This window comes from Candidatus Kosakonia sp. 282A-S69 (genome assembly GCF_029433855.1).
Classification (GTDB): Bacteria; Pseudomonadota; Gammaproteobacteria; order Enterobacterales; family Enterobacteriaceae; genus Kosakonia; species Kosakonia cowanii_A.
This window is the reverse complement of sequence record NZ_JAROAU010000003.1, coordinates 420,691-438,273: the sequence shown is the minus strand read 5'-3', so window position 1 is coordinate 438,273 and position 17,583 is coordinate 420,691. Positions and strand designations below refer to the sequence as shown.

Annotated in this window: 16 protein-coding genes; 7 read left to right on the top strand and 9 right to left on the bottom strand. The window is 55.9% G+C overall.

What is annotated here, in order from left to right:
- The first annotated feature begins 118 nt into the window (after nt 1–118).
- Nucleotides 119–1,126 (top strand): HTH-type transcriptional regulator GalR, encoded by a 1,008-nt coding sequence (gene galR, locus PU683_RS07745; protein WP_277170933.1) that lies wholly within the window; start codon nt 119–121, stop codon nt 1,124–1,126.
- A gap of 180 nt (nt 1,127–1,306) precedes the next feature.
- Here the strand turns inward: galR and PU683_RS07740 are convergent, their stop codons facing one another.
- The 5 genes from PU683_RS07740 to lysA form a co-directional block, all read right to left on the bottom strand.
- A complete protein-coding gene (locus tag PU683_RS07740; RefSeq protein WP_277170932.1) occupies nt 1,307–1,759 on the bottom strand; it encodes a GNAT family N-acetyltransferase in 453 nt (150 codons plus the stop codon).
- Nucleotides 1,756–2,529: a GntR family transcriptional regulator gene (locus PU683_RS07735; RefSeq protein WP_023481037.1), complete on the bottom strand. Its 774-nt coding sequence runs from the start codon at nt 2,527–2,529 to the stop codon at nt 1,756–1,758. The genes PU683_RS07740 and PU683_RS07735 overlap by 4 nt, the downstream gene beginning before the upstream one ends.
- A gap of 29 nt (nt 2,530–2,558) precedes the next feature.
- Nucleotides 2,559–3,986 (bottom strand): glycoside hydrolase family 1 protein, encoded by a 1,428-nt coding sequence (locus tag PU683_RS07730; RefSeq protein ID WP_277170931.1) that lies wholly within the window; start codon nt 3,984–3,986, stop codon nt 2,559–2,561.
- 7 nt (nt 3,987–3,993) lie between these two features.
- Nucleotides 3,994–5,331: a PTS sugar transporter subunit IIC gene (locus tag PU683_RS07725; protein ID WP_277170930.1), complete on the bottom strand. Its 1,338-nt coding sequence runs from the start codon at nt 5,329–5,331 to the stop codon at nt 3,994–3,996.
- Between the two features lie 240 nt (nt 5,332–5,571).
- Entirely contained in the window at nt 5,572–6,834 is a 1,263-nt protein-coding gene (lysA, locus tag PU683_RS07720; protein ID WP_277170929.1) for a diaminopimelate decarboxylase, read from the bottom strand.
- Between the two features lie 121 nt (nt 6,835–6,955).
- On the opposite strand from lysA, the gene PU683_RS07715 reads away from it, so the two are divergent.
- Nucleotides 6,956–7,882, top strand: a complete 927-nt coding sequence (locus PU683_RS07715) for a LysR family transcriptional regulator (RefSeq protein ID WP_277170928.1) — start codon at nt 6,956–6,958, stop codon at nt 7,880–7,882.
- On the opposite strand, the gene PU683_RS07710 is transcribed toward PU683_RS07715, so the two are convergent.
- The gene (locus tag PU683_RS07710) at nt 7,879–8,571 is read right to left on the bottom strand and encodes an aspartate/glutamate racemase (protein WP_277170927.1); all 693 of its coding nucleotides are present in this window, start codon (nt 8,569–8,571) and stop codon (nt 7,879–7,881) included. The two genes, PU683_RS07715 and PU683_RS07710, sit on opposite strands and share 4 nt — an antisense overlap.
- Before the next feature lie 147 nt (nt 8,572–8,718).
- On the opposite strand from PU683_RS07710, the gene PU683_RS07705 reads away from it, so the two are divergent.
- The 5 genes from PU683_RS07705 to PU683_RS07685 all read left to right on the top strand — a co-directional run bounded on the left by PU683_RS07705 (nt 8,719) and on the right by PU683_RS07685 (nt 13,801).
- Complete coding sequence (locus tag PU683_RS07705; protein ID WP_277170926.1) at nt 8,719–9,045, top strand: cupin domain-containing protein; 327 nt, start codon at nt 8,719–8,721, stop codon at nt 9,043–9,045.
- Nucleotides 9,046–9,523: 478 nt separating this feature from the next.
- The gene (locus tag PU683_RS07700; protein WP_277170925.1) at nt 9,524–10,414 is read left to right on the top strand and encodes a carbohydrate ABC transporter permease; all 891 of its coding nucleotides are present in this window, start codon (nt 9,524–9,526) and stop codon (nt 10,412–10,414) included.
- Entirely contained in the window at nt 10,407–11,309 is a 903-nt protein-coding gene (locus PU683_RS07695) for a carbohydrate ABC transporter permease (protein ID WP_277170924.1), read from the top strand. The genes PU683_RS07700 and PU683_RS07695 overlap by 8 nt, the downstream gene beginning before the upstream one ends.
- Before the next feature lie 12 nt (nt 11,310–11,321).
- Nucleotides 11,322–12,449: an ABC transporter ATP-binding protein gene (locus PU683_RS07690; RefSeq protein WP_277170923.1), complete on the top strand. Its 1,128-nt coding sequence runs from the start codon at nt 11,322–11,324 to the stop codon at nt 12,447–12,449.
- A gap of 62 nt (nt 12,450–12,511) precedes the next feature.
- Nucleotides 12,512–13,801, top strand: coding sequence for an ABC transporter substrate-binding protein (locus tag PU683_RS07685; protein ID WP_277170922.1), 1,290 nt, complete (start codon nt 12,512–12,514; stop codon nt 13,799–13,801).
- 72 nt (nt 13,802–13,873) lie between these two features.
- Here the strand turns inward: PU683_RS07685 and araE are convergent, their stop codons facing one another.
- The 3 genes from araE to kduI all read right to left on the bottom strand — a co-directional run bounded on the left by araE (nt 13,874) and on the right by kduI (nt 17,262).
- Nucleotides 13,874–15,292 carry an arabinose-proton symporter AraE gene (gene araE, locus PU683_RS07680; RefSeq protein WP_277170921.1) on the bottom strand — a complete coding sequence of 473 codons (1,419 nt, stop codon included), beginning with the start codon at nt 15,290–15,292 and terminating at the stop codon, nt 13,874–13,876.
- Between the two features lie 312 nt (nt 15,293–15,604).
- Nucleotides 15,605–16,366: a 2-dehydro-3-deoxy-D-gluconate 5-dehydrogenase KduD gene (gene kduD / locus PU683_RS07675; RefSeq protein WP_277170920.1), complete on the bottom strand. Its 762-nt coding sequence runs from the start codon at nt 16,364–16,366 to the stop codon at nt 15,605–15,607.
- 59 nt (nt 16,367–16,425) lie between these two features.
- Nucleotides 16,426–17,262: a 5-dehydro-4-deoxy-D-glucuronate isomerase gene (gene kduI / locus PU683_RS07670; RefSeq protein WP_277170919.1), complete on the bottom strand. Its 837-nt coding sequence runs from the start codon at nt 17,260–17,262 to the stop codon at nt 16,426–16,428.
- Between the last annotated feature and the right edge of the window lie 321 nt (nt 17,263–17,583).

Below are 17,583 nucleotides of genomic sequence, written 5' to 3'. Positions count from 1 at the left end.
CACGATGCGCGCCGCGCTGGCTCACGTTTGCACACTCTGGTAGATGCGCCGCCTTGAACAGGCGCCCCTTTTCCGTAACACTAACTGCAGTGTAAACGCTTACCCAGGAAGGTAGAGAATGGCGACGATTAAAGACGTTGCGCGGCTGGCTGGCGTCTCGGTCGCGACGGTGTCGCGCGTGATCAACAGCTCACCGAAAGCCAGTGAAAGCTCGCGCCAGGCGGTACAGAGCGCGATGGATTCGCTCAACTATCACCCGAACGCCAACGCCCGCGCGCTGGCGCAGCAATCCACCGAGTCGGTGGGGCTGGTGGTGAGCGATGTCTCCGATCCCTTTTTCGGCGCGATGGTAAAAGCCGTTGAGCAGGTCGCGTCCGCCACCGGCAATTTTCTGCTGATTGGCAACGGCTACCACGTAGAAGAGAAAGAGCGCAAAGCGATTGAGCAGCTGATCCGCCACCGCTGCGCCGCGCTGGTGGTGCACGCGAAGGTGGTGCCGGACGAAGAGCTGGCGTCGCTGATGAAGCAGATCCCCGGCATGGTGCTGATTAACCGCATACTGCCCGGCTTCGAGCAGCGCTGTGTGGCGCTCGACGACCGCTACGGCGCATGGCTGGCGACGCGCCATCTGATTCAGCAGGGCCATACGCGCATAGGCTATCTCTGCTCCAACCATGAGATCTCCGACGCCGACGACCGTTTGCAAGGCTATTACGATGCGCTGAAAGAGAATAGCCTGCCATGCAATGACAGGCTGGTGACCTTCGCCGAGCCGGATGAGAGCGGTGGCGAGCAGGCAATGACCGAGCTGCTCGGGCGCGGGCGCAACTTTACCGCCGTTGCCTGTTACAACGACTCAATGGCTGCCGGCGCAATGGGCGTGCTGAACGATAACGGTATTGATGTGCCGCGTGAGATTTCGCTGATTGGCTTCGATGATGTGCTGGTGTCGCGCTATGTTCGCCCCCGGCTGACCACGGTGCGTTATCCGATTGTCACCATGGCGACCCAGGCCGCCGAGCTGGCGCTGGCGCTGGCTGAGAACCGCCCGCTGCCTGAGATCACCCATCTTTTTAACCCGACGCTGGTGCGCCGTCACTCAGTGATTGCACCGCCGGAGAGTTGATCGCAGCGGAGTTGCTGAAACCGCCGGAACCACGTAGGCCGGATAAGCGTGTAACGCGCCATCCGGCAAGGGCGTTGCGTGATAATGCCGGATGGCGCTGGCGCTTATCCGGCCTACGGGATCGGTGCGTTTTGTAGGCCGGATAAGGCGTAGCCGCCATCCGGCAAGGGTGCCGCGGCGCTATCTCAGCGCAATGCGATACAGATGCACGCGGGTGTTCGGGTAATCAAGACCATCCCCGATATACCGCCAGCCGAAGCGCTCATAATAGTCGCGGAAGGCGGCATAGAGGTGCAGCTGATCAAAGCCCATTGCTTTCGCCTGCTGCATAACATGGCGCTGTAGCTGCCCGGCCAGCCCCTGGCCGCGCGCGCCCGCTTTTACATAAAGCGCAGCGAGCCACGGGTAGAGATCCTGGCGGCTGATCAAATCGCAGCGCCACAGCCCGACGGTACCCAGCAGTTCATCGCCTTCCACCAGCACATACGTCAGCGGCAGCTGACCCGGTGTCTGGCTGTGCTCAATGATGCTTTCGAAAAACTCCCGCGACAGCGAGTCACCAAACTCCTGCCACAGCCAGTCAGTCACCTGCTCCCCATGCTGCGGGGCCTCATAAAGCGGCAGAATTGTCACATCAGCTTCCCCTGAAAAATAGGGACTGACTCAAACAGATAGCCGTCAAAGTCCGGTGCATCTTCGTCCGACAGTTCAAGCAGGCTCTTTTTAACGTTTTCCAGGTGCTGCCACATCGCCTGCCAGGCACCCATCACGTCGCGGCGGCGCAGCGCGGCCAGCAGGGTTTGCCGGTCGCCGAGCCACTTCAGGCGGTAGGCGCGGCTGGCGATATGTACGTTGAACTGCTGCCACAGCGGGCTGCTGTCCATGTGGTGCCAGATGCTCTCGACCGTTGCCAGCAGCATCTGGTTTTGCGACGCGCCCGCCAGCACCAGGTGGAACATCTTGCTGTTGTCCTGCGAGGTGTCGTTGAGGGCGATGGCGCGCTGCTCCTGCTCGAGGATGCGCCGAAGATTGTCGATATCCGCCCGCGTCGCCATTTTGGCGGCAAAGGCGGCGATATTGCTCTCCAGCAGCTGGCGCGCCTGCAGAATTTCAAACGGGCCGACGTCGCTGCTTAAAAAGCGCTCCTCTTCGTTTTCATGGGCCTGAGGAATGCGCATCACATAGACGCCGGAGCCCTGGCGGATATCCACCGTCCCCTGCAACTCCAGCATCAGCAAGGCTTCGCGCACGATGGTGCGGCTGACGCCATACTTCTCGGCGATATTGCGCTCCGGCGGCAAGCGCGAGCCAACGGGATAGTGACCTTCGATGATCTGCTCACGCAGATCGTCGCCAATCTCCTGATACTGTTTTTTCTCCGGCGGGACGACAGCCTTCTCCACGATATCACCTGCACTTATCAGTCGTTGCGCTATCTTACTTCATCATCAAGGGTCAGGGTCAACTGACGCTCATCCCTGAGTTTACGAAACCAGCCGAGGGACTTTTTCGGCCGGCGATCGCGGTTGTGCTGCAGGTCGATCTCCACCAGCCCATAGCGATTTTTGAAAGCATTCATCGGCGACACATTATCGGTAAACGCCCACAGCATGTAACCCTGGCAGTTTGCCCCAGCCTCCTTCGCGCGCAGCGCCTGGTGAAGGTGCGCAGCGATAAAGTCGATGCGGTAATCATCCTCAATGGTGCCCTGCGCGTTGCGGAACTGCCCTTCGTTCTCAATGCCCATGCCGCTTTCCGCCACGAACCACGGAATATTGCCGTAGTCGTTTTTAAGGCGCATCGCCATATCAAACACAATCTCCGGCAGGATCTCCCAGCCGCGGGAGGTGTTCATTTTGCGCCCCGGCAGCTCAAACGGCTCGTAATAGTAGGCCGGATGGAAGGGCGTTTCCGGGTGCCAGGCGCGGGACGGGGCTTTGACGCGGTGCGGATAGTAGAGATTGATCCCCAGCTCATCGACGGTGTTGTCGCGAATCGTCGCCAGCTCCTCGTCGCTGTACTCCCACTTCACCTGATGTTTATCCAGCAGCGCCAGCAGCTCTGCCGGGTAGTGCCCTTTGACCATCGGGTCGAGAAACATGCGGTTGTAGAAGAGATCGTAGCGCTCCGCCGCCAGCAGATCGTGCGGCGCGCGCGAGCGCGGGTAGGTCACTTCCGGGTTGAGAATAGAGCCGACGCTGCCCGCGTACCCCTTCTCACGAAACAGCTGCACCACTTTCGCGGTGGCGAGGTTTTTATGGTGGTTCCACTGCATCCAGGTCGAGGTGTTCTGCTCATAAGGCCAGCGCAGCGCGTCAAGATAGACGCGGGTTTGCACCACAATCGGCTCGTTAAAGGTGAACCAGCGCCTCACCTTCTGGTGGTAGCGCGCCAGCACCTTTTCGACATAGAGCAGGTAGAGTTCGACCACTTTTTTCGACGCCCAGCCGCCGTACCTTTCCAGCAAATAGCCGGGCAGTTCATAGTGTTCGAGGCAGATCATCGGCTCGATGCCATGGCGCGCCATCTCATCAAACAGCTCGTCGTAGTAAGCAGCGTAGCGCTCATCCACCACGCCATTTTCATAATCGGTAAGGAAACGCGACCAGTTGATCGAGGTGCGGTAGTGGGTCAAGCCCGCCTGCTTCATCAGCTGCACATCTTCGCGAAAGCGCTGGTAGAAGTTGGTCGCCACCGCCGGGCCGTAGCCCTGATGCCAGACGTGACGATCGTTTTTGTACCAGAGATCGGGCCAGGAGTCCTGGCCCTCGCGTTTGTCTATCCACCCTTCCGTTTGCCAGGCCGACGCGGCGGCACCGAGGATAAAGTCGGGCGGGATGGTGACGGTTTTCGTGCTCATAGCGTCCTCACACTTTCGGCGTTGAAGAGGTAGCTTCCGCCTGCAGCTGCGCCTGCTCGGCGCGGCGTGAGGCGATCTTCACAAACGGCAGATAGATGATGATGGCGGTCAGGATGCAGATAAGCTGCGTGATCACCGCCCCCATCGATCCGGCGGTAGAGAGCCAGGCGTTGATCAGCGGCGGCGTGGTCCAGGGCACCATCACCACCGCTTTACCGGCAAACCCGCTCGCGGTGGCGAAGTAACCAATCGAGCCGGTCACCAGCGGCGTGATGATAAAGGGGATCGCAAGGATCGGATTGAGCATGATCGGCATACCGAAAATCACCGGCTCGTTAATGTTAAAGATCCCAGGCCCGATCGACAGCTTGGCGATCTCCTTCATCTCTTTGCGTTTGGTGGCAATCATCACCGCCACCAGCAGGCCAATGGTCAGCCCCGATCCGCCGATGCTCATATAGACATCCCAGAAGGGCATGGTAATGATGTTCGGCGCCTCTTTACCCTGCTCAAAGGCGCTCATATTGACGGTGATCGCCCCCAGCAGCAGCGGCTCGCGGATCGGCTTGATCATCTGGTTGCCATGAATACCGATCACCCAGAAGAGCTGCGCGACAAACATCAGCAACAGGATCCCCGGCAGGCTCTGCACCACACGCTCAAGCGGCTGCTGAACGACCTGGTAAACGGCGTCATAGAGATACATGCCGGTCAGCTGGTGGAAAATAAAGCCAAAGGTGGCAATTGCGGTGGTAGTAATGATCGCCGGGATCAGCGCGGAGAATGAGGCGGAAACGTTGGGCGGCACGGTGTCCGGCATCTTGATCTTCAGCCCTTCACGCGTCTCCAGCCAGCAGTAGATCTCCACCGACAAAATGGCGATAAACATACCGAGGAACAGGCTACGGGTGTCGGAGAACTGGCGCAGCAGCACATCTTTCACCACGTGCATCTGGCCGTCGACCAGCATTTCAACGGTGGTGGGTGTCACGCAGATAAAGCAGATCACCGCCAGCAGGCCGGGAAACAGCGTGCGGATACCGTTAATGCGCCCCAGTTCAATACCGATTAAGAACACCGCGCAGATATTGAGGAAGTTAAGCGTGGCGTAGTTGATGGCGCTGGTAATCGGCTTTAACGCCGCCAGAAAGGAGAGCGACTGGAAGCTGGCGAGCCCGTTTTTCGGGTCCAGCACCATATTGGAGATCAGCACTGAGAAGGCACCGACAATGATCACCGGCATCAGGGTAATAAACGAGGCCTTGATGGCCATAATGTAGCGATAGCTGTTGAATTTCGTCGCGAAACTCCCCAGCGAATCGATGAGCTTTTCTTGTAGGGCCATGAGTTAACACCTCTGTTAAGGAGCTTTTTTATCGATGCAGGGATACCGCTCTCGTCCCATTTGGCATACCAAAAATAGCCACGCCCGGCGAAAAGTTCTGTGATGCGCTTCGCAACACCCTATCTGGTATTCCAAAATGCGGCCCAGCGCGCATTTGGCATACCACCTTACGGTTTGCAGGGATTTAGGTAAAAAAGGAGGGGCGACCCCGCTATGGGTAAGCGGGATCGTGAATCAGGTTCAGAACAGCTCAAGGCCGATCAGCTCCTCAATGGTCTGGCGGCGGCGAATCAGGCGCGCTACGCCGCGATCAAACAGCACTTCCGGCAGCAGCGGACGGCTGTTGTAGTTCGAGGACATCGAAGCGCCATACGCACCGGTATCGTGCAGAACGACGTAGTCTCCCGCTTTCACTTCCGGCAGCGGGCACGTTTCCACTTTCCCGCCCTCTTGCTGCGTAAAGACATCGCCCGATTCACACAGCGGACCGGCAACCACAGTGTCGACGCACGCCGCGTCGCGCAGATCGCGCCCGTCGGCGGCCAGTGCCGTAATGTGGTGATAACTGCCGTACATCGCCGGACGCATCAGATCGTTAAACCCGGCGTCGATCAGCACAAAGTGGCGGCTGCCCATGGTTTTCACGCTGCGCACCTGGGAGATCAGCACCCCCGACTCTGCCACGAGGAAGCGCCCTGGCTCGATCTCCAGTTTCACCGCGTGGCCAAGATGCTGCGCAATTTTCTCCCGCGCAGCGTTCCACAGCCCGTAGTAGTGCGCGGTATCAACCGGCTCTTCCCCTTCGCGATAGGGGATCGACAAACCGCCACCCGCGGAGATGGCCGGCAGATCCTGACCGAAGTCGATCACCTGCTGCACCATCGCGCCGCACACCTGCTCAAGATGACCATAATCAACGCCGGAGCCGATATGCATATGAATGCCCGCCAGTTGCAGGCCGTAACGCTGCATCACAGCCAGCGCCGCGCCCATGTCGCTAAACCAGATGCCATGCTTGCTGTTCTCGCCGCCGGTGTTGGTTTTCTGGCTGTGGCCGTGACCAAAACCGGGGTTGACGCGCAGCCAGACGCGGTGGCCTGGCGAAACGGCGCCGAGCTGCTCCAGCATATCCACCGAACCGGCGTTGACCGCGATGCCCAGTTCGCTGACGCGCGCGATAGTCGCCTCATCCAGCACATCGGCGGTAAAGACGATATCGTCCGGGTCTGTTTTCGGGTCGTAACCTGCCGCCAGCGCGCGCTCGATTTCCCCCAGCGACACCGAATCGACCTTTACGCCCTGCTCGCGCATCAGGCGCAAAATATGGATGTTAGAGCAGGCCTTCTGCGCAAAACGGATGACGTCGAAATCACGCAGTTTGGCGATTTGCGCACGGATGATCTGCGCATCGTAAACCCATACCGGGCAGCCAAATTCCGCAGGCAGTTGCCGCAGGTTAGCAGCGTTGAGGTCGGTCTCTGTCTGGTGTAGCGAGCGTGGCATAACAACTCCGTCAGCAATTTTTTTTATGATTACGCCACACCTTGAAGCGAATAAAAAATATCGTTTTATCGCAAGTCTATGCAAAAATGATATGGATAACCTTCTGTAACCGGATCCGTTCATGCCCGCTGTTAACCTGCGCCATATTGAAATTTTTCACGCCGTAATGACCACCGGCAACCTGACCGAGGCGGCATTGATGCTGCACACCTCGCAGCCGACCGTCAGCAGGGAGCTGGCGCGCTTTGAAAAGGTGCTGGGCCTGACGCTGTTTGAGCGATCGCGCGGGCGGCTGCACGCCACAGTGCAGGGGTTGCGATTGTTTGAAGAGGTGCAGCGATCCTGGTACGGGCTGGACAGGATCGTCAGCGCGGCGGAGAGCCTGCGCGAGTTTCGCCAGGGCGAGCTCTCTGTCGCCTGTCTGCCGGTCTTTTCGCAATCCTTTTTACCGCTGCTGTTGCAGCCCTTTCTCGCCCGCTACCCGGACGTCAGCCTCAACATTGTGCCGCAGGAGTCGCCGCTGCTGGAGGAGTGGCTCTCGGCGCAGCGCCACGATTTAGGCCTCACCGAAACGCTCACGACGCCGGCGGGCACCGAGCGCACGCCGCTGCTGACCTGTAATGAGGTGTGCGTAATGCCAGAAGATCACCCATTGGCGCAGAAAACGGTGCTGACACCAGCGGATTTTCATGGGGAGAATTACATTAGCCTGTCGCGCACCGACAGCTACCGGCAGTTGCTTGATGCCCTGTTCAACGAGCACCAGGTGAAGCGCCGCATGGTGCTGGAAACCCATAGCGCGGCGTCGGTCTGCGCGATGGTGCGAGCCGGAGTGGGCATTTCAGTGGTGAACCCGCTGACCGCCCTCGATTATGCCGCCAGCGGCGTGGCGGTGCGGCGTTTCAGCATCGACGTGCCGTTTACCATAAGCCTGGTTCGCCCGCTGCACCGCCCCGCTTCCGCGCTGGTCGACACCTTTGCTGACCATCTGCAGGCGGCCATGCCGCGTATTACCGCGCCGCTGGCCGCTATGCTCGGCGAGGATTAAGAGAGCATAAAATCGACCGCGGCGGCGGCATGCAGCGCGGCCGTGTCGAACACCTTAATCGGGCTGTGGGTTTCAGGCAGCAGCAGGCCGATTTCAGTACAGCCGAAAATCACCCCTTCAGCCCCTTCGCTCGCCAGCTGTTTAATCACATTCATAAAGTAGTAGCGCGATTCGTCGCTGAAGGTGCCGAGGCAGAGCTCATCAAAGATGATCTCATTGATGCGCTGGCGCTCTTCCGGGCCGGGCACCGTGGTTCTGATGGCGAACTGCTTCTCCAGCCGCCCGCGATAGAAATCCTGCTCCATGGTGTAGCGCGTGCCGAGCAGCGCCACATTGCGTAGCCCGGCATTTTCAATTGCGTGGCCGGTAGCATCAGCAATATGGAGGAACGGGATCTGACAGCGCTCCTCAATTTGCCCCGCCACTTTGTGCATGGTATTGGTGCAGAGCACAATCGCCTGTGCGCCTGCCTGCTCAAGACCTGCCGCCGCCTGGCCGAGGATCTCTCCGGCCCGGTGCCACTGCGCGGTGGCCTGGCAGGTTTCAATCTCGTGAAAATCGAGGCTATGCAGCAGCAAGTTCGCGGAGTGCAAGCCGCCCAGCCGTGCTTTGACGCCCTCGTTAATCAGCCGATAGTAGGGAATGGTTGATTCCCAGCTCATGCCGCCCAGCAGTCCAATGGTTTTCATCGCCTTTCTCCGTCTTGTTCTCGCGCAATCATGCAAAGTTGTGATCGACTTTCAACTTCTCCGGCCTCGCGTTTATTTTTCCGCCACCGTGAGATAAATTATTTAAAACATTGTTTCACTATATCTTACCGACTACAGGACAGCCCGATGTTTATCTTTCATAAAGACACGCAACTTGACGACCTGGGCAACGGCGTCACGCGCCGTATTCTCGCCCATGGCGGCAAAATGATGGCGGTTGAAGTTATGTTCGAACAGGGCGCAGTCGGCCCGATGCATAACCACCCTCATGAGCAACTCACCTATGTTTTATCCGGGGAGTTCGAATTTACCATCGGTGATGAGAAACATATCGTCACCGCAGGCGATACACTTTACAAGCAACCGCACATTATGCACGGCTGCGTCTGTCTGAAGCCCGGCACCCTGCTCGATACCTTCACTCCGGTTCGTGAAGACTTTCTGCAATCCTGAGTTTGGCAGCAGTGAAAACGCCTCCCGTCGCGGAGGCGTTTTTATTTCTGCACGACAAAATAATCCTTCGCCGGTTAATGGTTGAAATATTGAATGATTTCACCGCGCGATATTTTTCCTGCCCTTTCGCTTGCCGCAAATAACCCCTTTTTATTTACTGAAAAGCCCGCGTTTTTTACGTGAAAATGACTGCCTAATCACTTTATTGAAACATCGTTTCGACTCCGATCACATTTCAGCAATTTAACGAATGACGGCATCTTTAAACCCAATAAAATATTTTAAAACGACGTTTTACAATTCAAGAACGCAAGTTCAGAGGATTTTAAAACCCGGAATAATATCAATACTTTCCGGCAGTTACAGATTTAAAACGCTTTGATTTCATTAAATATTGTGATCTAACGCACCCTTTATAGCGTGAAAGGGCGGCGGCTCTCCGAATCCGAATTACACATTGCTCGCCAGGTAGGTATCTATGAATGAAAACAGACTACTGGGATTGGCCTGGATATCACCTTACATAATAGGGTTGATTGTCTTTACCGCTTTCCCATTCATCTCATCCTTCTTTCTCAGTTTTACTGAGTATGATCTGATGAGCCCGCCGGTATTTAATGGCATCGAAAACTACCGCTACATGTTTACTGAAGATACCCTCTTCTGGAAATCGATGGGCGTGACGTTTGCTTATGTTTTTTTAACTATCCCGCTGAAGCTGGCTTTTGCGCTGGGCATCGCCTTCGTGCTCAATTTCAAACTGCGCGGCATCGGTTTTTTCCGTACCGCTTACTACATCCCATCCATCCTCGGCAGCTCCGTTGCCATCGCCGTGTTGTGGCGGGCGCTCTTCGCCATTGATGGATTGTTAAACAGCTTTATCGGTGTCTTTGGTTTTGATCCCGTTAACTGGCTCGGCGAGCCGTCGCTGGCTCTGATGTCGGTAACGCTGCTGCGCGTCTGGCAGTTCGGCTCGGCGATGGTGATCTTCCTCGCGGCGCTGCAAAACGTTCCGCAGTCGCAGTATGAAGCGGCGATGATCGACGGTGCCAGCAAATGGCAGATGTTTATGAAAGTGACCGTGCCGCTGATTACGCCGGTGATCTTCTTCAACTTCATCATGCAGACCACCCAGGCGTTCCAGGAGTTTACCGGCCCGTATGTGATTACCGGCGGCGGCCCGACCTACTACACCTATCTCTTCTCGCTCTACATCTACGATACCGCGTTCAAATATTTCGATATGGGTTATGGCGCAGCGCTGGCCTGGGTGCTCTTCCTGGTGGTGGCGGTCTTTGCCTCCGTCGCCTTTAAGTCCTCGAAGTATTGGGTCTTCTACTCTGCCGATAAGGGAGGCAAAAATGGCTGATGTTCAACACCTTACGCCGGGCATGAAAGAGGCTGAACGTGAAGTGGCGCGCACCCTGCGCCGCGAGAAAGTCAGCGCATGGATCCGTTACACGATCCTGCTGCTGGTCGGCCTGCTGATGCTCTACCCGCTGGCATGGATGTTCTCGGCGTCGTTCAAACCGAACCATGAGATCTTCACCACCCTCGGGCTGTGGCCGAACCACGCCACGTGGGACGGTTTTATCAACGGCTGGAAAACCGGCACCGAATACACCTTCGGCCATTACATGCTCAACACCTTTAAGTATGTGATCCCAAAAGTGATCCTGACGATCATCTCATCGACAGTGGTGGCGTATGGTTTCGCGCGCTTTGAGATCCCGTGGAAGAACTTCTGGTTCGGCACGCTTATCGCCACCATGCTGCTGCCGAGCACCGTGCTGCTGATCCCGCAATATCTGATGTTCCGTGAAATGGGCATGCTCAACAGCTATATGCCGCTCTACCTGCCGCTGGCCTTCGCCACGCAGGGCTTCTTTGTCTTTATGTTGATTCAGTTTTTACGCGGCGTGCCGCGCGATATGGAAGAGGCGGCGCAGATCGATGGCTGCAACTCGTGGCAGGTGCTCTGGTACGTGGTGGTGCCGATCCTGAAACCGGCAATTATCTCCGTAGCGCTGTTCCAGTTTATGTGGTCGATGAACGACTTTATCGGGCCGCTGATCTACGTCTACAGCGTGGATAAATACCCCATCGCGCTGGCGCTGAAAATGTCCATCGACGTGACCGAAGGCGCACCGTGGAACGAAATTCTGGCAATGGCGAGTATCTCCATCCTGCCGTCCATCATTGTCTTCTTCCTGGCACAGCGCTACTTCGTACAGGGCGTCACCAGCAGCGGAATCAAAGGTTAAGAGGGAAGTATCATGGCTGAAGTAATTTTCAACAAACTGGAAAAGGTCTACTCCAACGGCTTCAAAGCGGTACATGGTATCGACCTGAAAATCGCCGACGGTGAGTTTATGGTCATTGTTGGCCCCTCCGGCTGCGCCAAATCGACCACCCTGCGTATGCTGGCGGGGCTGGAGACCATCAGCGGCGGCGAAGTGCGCATCGGCGAGAAAATTGTTAACAACCTCGCGCCGAAGTCGCGCGGCATCGCGATGGTGTTCCAGAACTACGCGCTCTACCCGCATATGACCGTGCGCGAAAACCTCGCCTTCGGCCTGAAGCTGAGCAAAATGCCGAAGGATGAGATTGCACGCCAGGTGGATGAAGCAGCAAAAATCCTCGAGCTCGAAGAGCTGATGGATCGTCTGCCGCGCCAGCTCTCCGGCGGCCAGGCGCAGCGCGTGGCGGTGGGACGTGCCATTGTTAAAAAACCGGATGTCTTCCTGTTTGACGAACCGCTCTCCAATCTCGACGCCAAGCTGCGCGCCTCAATGCGTATCCGTATTTCAGATCTGCATAAACAGTTAAAAAGCTCCGGTAAACCGGCGACCACCGTCTACGTAACCCACGATCAGACCGAAGCGATGACCATGGGCGACCGCATCTGCGTGATGAAGCTCGGCCATATCATGCAGGTCGATACGCCGGATAACCTCTATCACTTCCCGAAAAATATGTTCGTTGCGGGCTTTATCGGCGCGCCGGAGATGAACATCAAACCGGCGAAAATCGTGCAGAAAGCGGGGGCTCTGCACATTACCGTCGGCCAGGAGACGCTGGCGCTTAATGCTCACCAGCAGGAGAGCGTCGCGGCTTATGCCGACAAAGAGGTCTTCTTTGGCGTGCGCCCGGAGTTTGTCTCCGTTGCCGATGAACCCTTCAGCGACGACTGTGGCGCGGGCGATCTGGTACGCGTGGAGAATATGGGCCATGAGTTCTTCGTCTACCTGAAAGTCGCTGACTATGAGCTGACCGCCCGCATTCCCTCTGATGAAGCCAGGCCATTGATTGCTAAAGGACTTCACCGGAAGGTCTACTTTAAGTTCGACATGAATAAGTGCCACATCTTTGACGCGAAAACGGAACAGAACATCTCTCTATAGCTAAAAACATGCGGGCCGCGTCAGACGGCCTCAGCGTGACCTACATAAACTGGAGTATAAAAATGAAAAAAGTGCTAATCGGCGCAGCCATCTCCGCAACCCTGGGCATGTGTGCTGTACCGGCCACCGCCGCTGACAATGTTGATTTGCGTATGTCCTGGTGGGGGGGCAATGGTCGTCACCAGGTCACCTTAAAAGCGCTGGAAGAGTTTCATAAACAGCACCCGGAGATTACCGTGAAGTCGGAATATACCGGCTGGGACGGGCATCTTTCCCGTCTTACCACCCAGATCGCTGGCGGCACCGAACCGGACGTGATGCAGACCAACTGGAACTGGTTGCCGATCTTCTCGAAAAATGGCGAGGGGTTTTACGACCTGAACCAGCTGAAAGATATTATCGATCTTAGCCAGTTCGACGCCAAAGAGCTGCAAACCACCACCATTAACGGCAAGTTAAACGGCATTCCTGTCTCGGTGACCGCGCGCGTCTTCTACTTCAACGACGAGCAGTGGAAAAAAGCGGGCCTCAGTTTCCCGAAAACCTGGGACGAACTGATGGCGGCGGGCAAAACCTTTGAGAGCAAGCTGGGCAAACAGTACTACCCGGTGGTGCTGGAGCACCAGGATACGCTGGCGCTGCTTAACTCTTATATGGTGCAGAAGTACAACATTCCGGCCGTTGACGAAAAGACCAAAAAATTCAGCTACAGCAAAGAGCAGTGGGTTGAATTCTTCCAGATGTACAAAAAGCTGGTCGACAGCCACGTAATGCCTGACTCGAAATACTACGCCTCGTTCGGTAAGAGCAATATGTATGAGATGAAGCCGTGGATCGAGGGCGAATGGGGCGGCACCTATATGTGGAACTCCACCATCACCAAATACTCCGACAACCTGAAGCCACCGGCCAAACTGGTGCTGGGCGACTATCCGATGCTGCCGGGGGCCACCGATGCGGGGCTGTTCTTCAAACCTGCACAGATGCTGTCGATTGGTAAATCGACCAAACATCCGAAAGAGGCGGCGCAGGTGATTAACTTCCTGCTGAACAGCAAAGAGGGTGTGCAGACCCTGGGCCTTGAGCGTGGCGTGCCGCTGAGCAAAGTGGCGGTAGAGACGCTGACCGCCAGCGGGGTGATTAAAGAGGACGATCCGGCGGTCGCGGGCCTGCGTCTGGCGCAGTCGCTGCCGGCGAAACTCTCCGTGTCGCCCTATTTTGACGATCCGCAGATTGTGGCGCAGTTCGGCACTGCGATTCAGTACATCGATTATGGTCAGAAAACCGTTGAAGAGACCGCGACGGACTTCCAGCGCCAGGCCGAGCGTATCCTCAAGCGCGCCATGCGTTAATCAGGTTAAAAATTGAAGCTGTAACAAGGATTTGCAGGCCGGATAAGCGTTTGCGCGCCATCCGGCAATTCCTCACACGCCGATATTGCGCAGCTTCTCCCCGGACATCAAACGACGCTCAATATGCTCCAGCGTGACGTTTTTCGTCTCCGGCACCAGCCAGTAAGTGACACCCACAAACGCCAGGTTCAGGCCTGTATAGAGCCAGAAAGTTCCCGCCGCGCCAATCGCATCCAGCAGCGTCAGGAAGGTCGCACCGATAATCATGTTCGATACCCAGTTGGTGGTTGTCGAGCAGGTGATACCAAAATCACGGCATTTAAGCGGCTGGATTTCAGAGCACAAAATCCACACCATCGGCGCGGCGCTCATCGCATACCCGGCAATACAGAGCATCGTCATCCCGACCGACACCCACGAAAGACCGCTCGACGCCGTGCCGTTATCAAACTGCATCAGGCAGTAACCGAGGATCAGCGTACCTATCGCCATCACGCTAAAACCAATTTTCAGCGCCGGTTTGCGCCCGGCTTTATCCACCGTAAAGACGGCGATAAAGGTGGCGAACATAAAGGTCAGGCCGACCACCAGCGTGGCGATCATCTGCTGCTCGGTGGTGGTAAAACCGGCCATCTTAAAGATGCGCGGCGCGTAATACATGATGATGTTCATGCCGGTGAACTGCTGCATCGCCTGAAGCAGCATGCCGAGGAACACCGCGCGGCGCACGTTGCGGTTGCTTTTAAATAGCTGGAAACCGCCCTGCTTTAACTTCAGGCTTTCACGAATTTCATTCAGCTCTTCACGCGCTTTTTCCGAAGTATCGCGCAGCATGCGCAGCACCTCTTCCGCTTCGATATGCCGCCCTTTCTGCGCCAGCCAGCGCGGGCTATTGGGTAAAAAGATCACCAGAATAATCAATAACACCGCCGGTAGCGCCAGCACGCCGAGCATTGCCCGCCAGTTGCCGCTGTAGCTGAACGCAGTATCGGAGAGAAACGCCAGCACAATCCCCAGCGTCACCATCAGCTGGTACATGCTGATCATTTTGCCGCGCACGTTTTCGCTCGCCATCTCCGAGAGATAGAGCGGCGCGGTGTAGGAAGCAATACCCACCGCGACGCCGAGCAGAACGCGGGAGATGAGCAGCACTTCCACGTTGGTGGCAAACGCCGAGCCAAGCGAACCGGCGACAAAGAGGATCGCCCCGGCCATCAGGCTATATTTGCGCCCGAGGCGGAACGAGAGCCAGCCGTTGAACAGCGCGCCAATCGCCGCGCCGAGCATCATGCTGCTCACCACCCACTCCTGCAGCCGGTTGCTTAGGGTGAAGTGATCGGTAATAAACGGCAGTGCGCCGGCAATAACGCCGATATCGAGGCCAAAAAGCAGCCCGGCGACCGCGGCGGAAACAGAGACAAACATGTTCATGCGCCGGGTATCACGCAGCGCGCGGGGTAAAGCGACAGAATCATTACTGAGAAAAGCCATTATTATTTCCTGCCTGCACAGAATAAGACGTTATATGAAAGTAAGGCAGCGCCGGGAAAAGCGTCAGTGAGGAAAACGCGAAGATATGGATAAAATAGCTGTCAGATACTGTTTTGTGATGGAGTTTACAATTTTGAAAATAGTGTTTAAGCGCTAAACTATTTTTAATTAGCTTATTTTTAAGCATATTTTAATGTTAGCGAAATAATTAAGAGTAATTGATATGGATATTTCAATTTGTTGCGTATGGACAAATAATATGCACAGATAAAAAAACCTGCCGTAGCAGGTTTCTTTTTTTAAAGACGGGAATTAACGCGCCAGCCAGCCGCCATCAACGGCAATGGTGTAGCCGTTAATGTAATCAGAGGCTTTAGAGGAGAGGAAGACCACCGGCCCCATCAGATCGCTCGGCAGACCCCAGCGGCCAGCCGGGATGCGATCGAGGATCTCGGCGCTGCGCTGTTCGTCGGCGCGCAGCTGCTGGGTATTGTTGGTCGCCATATAACCCGGCGCAATCGCGTTGACGTTAATGTTGTGCTTCGCCCACTCGTTTGCCAGCAGACGGGTCACGCCCATCACGCCGCTTTTCGAAGCGGTATAAGAGGGCACACGGATGCCGCCCTGGAAGGAGAGCATCGAGGCGATGTTGATGATTTTTCCGCCGTTGCCCTGGGCAATAAAGTGTTTAGCCGCCGCCTGGGACATAAAGAAGACGCTTTTGATGTTCAGATTCATTACGTCATCCCAGTCCTGCTCGCTGAAGTTGATCGCGTCTTCGCGACGGATCAGACCGGCGTTATTCACCAGGATATCAATTTTGCCGAACTCGGCGACCGCGCGCTCCAGCAGTGCCGGAATAGCGTCAATCTTACGCAGATCGGCGGTCAGGCTCAGAAAACGGCGGCCCAGCGAGGTGACGCGCTCAATGGTTTCGGTCGGTTCAACGATATTGATACCAACAATATCGCAGCCCGCTTCCGCGAGACCCAGCGCCATCCCCTGCCCCAGACCGGTATCGCAACCGCTCACCACCGCAACTTTACCTTGAAGAGAAAATGCATCCAGAATCATGTGAGTTCCTTAATCTATCAGCGCCTGTCACGGACAGGCAGAGTGTTTGCTGCCCGCAATTAGCGCAGATCTTTTACGGCGACGTGGTCCATGTCATCAAAGACCTGGTTTTCGCCCACCATCCCCCAGATGAAGGTGTACGCACGCGTCCCCACACCTGAATGGATTGACCAGCTTGGTGAAATCACCGCTTGTTCATTCTGCATCACGATATGACGCGTCTCCTGCGGCTGGCCCATCATATGGAATACGCAGGCATCCTCTTCCATATTGAAGTAGAAATAGACTTCCATGCGGCGTTCGTGCGTGTGGCACGGCATGGTGTTCCACAGGTTGCCCGGCGCAAGCTCGGTCAGCCCCATGCTTAACTGGCAGGTCTCCAGCACGTCCGGCACAAAGTACTTATTAATGGTGCGGCGGTTGCTGGTTAATGGATCGCCGAGGGTGACCGGCGAAACCTGCGCAGGCGTCACTCTTTTGGTTGGGTAGGTGGTATGAGCCGGGGCACAGTTGTAGTAAAACTTCGCCGGCTTCGCCGCATCAACGCTGGCGAAGACCACCTCTTTCGCGCCTTTGCCAACATAGAGCGCATCGCGGTGGCCGATTTCATAAACCTCACCGTCCACGGTAATGGTGCCTGCGCCACCGATATTGATAACCCCCAGTTCGCGACGCTCAAGGAAATAGGTGACGCCCAGCTGTTTACCCACTTCGCCGCCAACCGACACGCTTTTCGCCACCGGCTTGATACCGCCGACGATGATGCGATCGATGTGGCTGTAAACCATGGTGTATTCATCATCGACGAACACTTTTTCAATTAAAAACTCGTTGCGCAGCCCCTGGGTATCCAGTGTTTTAGCGTGCGCGCTGTGGATGCTTTGTCTGACTTCCACCCTTACCTCCGACATCAATTTTCAGCAAAATGGTCTGAGACGAAACAGAGAAACAGTGTTCCGTTTCAACTTTTCCTGCATCTTATCCCGGCTAAAACACGTTTTCAATCTTATATAAAACAACGTTTCAATTTTTATGTTGTTATTTTCTATTCTGGAAGTGGGATCACGATTGTTCAGCGTAGACAAGCGTAACGGGGTGCAGGAAATTTTTGCTTCTCTCAAATTAATAGATATATATCAATAATTTAAATCTGTTATTGAATTTAGCCGTTGAGGGAAAATTTCTCCTTTTAAATCAAAGCCCATTATTCACGCCCG

Bases quoted from the DNA above. Each gene is read 5' to 3' on its own strand.
- PU683_RS07725 (WP_277170930.1), bottom strand. From the start codon at position 5,331: ATGGCCCTACAAGAAAAGCTCATCGATTCGCTGGGGAGTTTCGCGACG.
- PU683_RS07710 (WP_277170927.1), bottom strand. From the start codon at position 8,571: ATGAAAACCATTGGACTGCTGGGCGGCATGAGCTGGGAATCAACCATT.
- PU683_RS07700 (WP_277170925.1), top strand. From the start codon at position 9,524: ATGAATGAAAACAGACTACTGGGATTGGCCTGGATATCACCTTACATA.
- lysA (WP_277170929.1), bottom strand. From the start codon at position 6,834: ATGCCACGCTCGCTACACCAGACAGAGACCGACCTCAACGCTGCTAAC.
- galR (WP_277170933.1), top strand. From the start codon at position 119: ATGGCGACGATTAAAGACGTTGCGCGGCTGGCTGGCGTCTCGGTCGCG.
- PU683_RS07715 (WP_277170928.1), top strand. From the start codon at position 6,956: ATGCCCGCTGTTAACCTGCGCCATATTGAAATTTTTCACGCCGTAATG.
- PU683_RS07730 (WP_277170931.1), bottom strand. From the start codon at position 3,986: ATGAGCACGAAAACCGTCACCATCCCGCCCGACTTTATCCTCGGTGCC.
- PU683_RS07685 (WP_277170922.1), top strand. From the start codon at position 12,512: ATGAAAAAAGTGCTAATCGGCGCAGCCATCTCCGCAACCCTGGGCATG.
- PU683_RS07705 (WP_277170926.1), top strand. From the start codon at position 8,719: ATGTTTATCTTTCATAAAGACACGCAACTTGACGACCTGGGCAACGGC.
- PU683_RS07695 (WP_277170924.1), top strand. From the start codon at position 10,407: ATGGCTGATGTTCAACACCTTACGCCGGGCATGAAAGAGGCTGAACGT.
- kduD (WP_277170920.1), bottom strand. From the start codon at position 16,366: ATGATTCTGGATGCATTTTCTCTTCAAGGTAAAGTTGCGGTGGTGAGC.
- PU683_RS07690 (WP_277170923.1), top strand. From the start codon at position 11,322: ATGGCTGAAGTAATTTTCAACAAACTGGAAAAGGTCTACTCCAACGGC.
- araE (WP_277170921.1), bottom strand. From the start codon at position 15,292: ATGGCTTTTCTCAGTAATGATTCTGTCGCTTTACCCCGCGCGCTGCGT.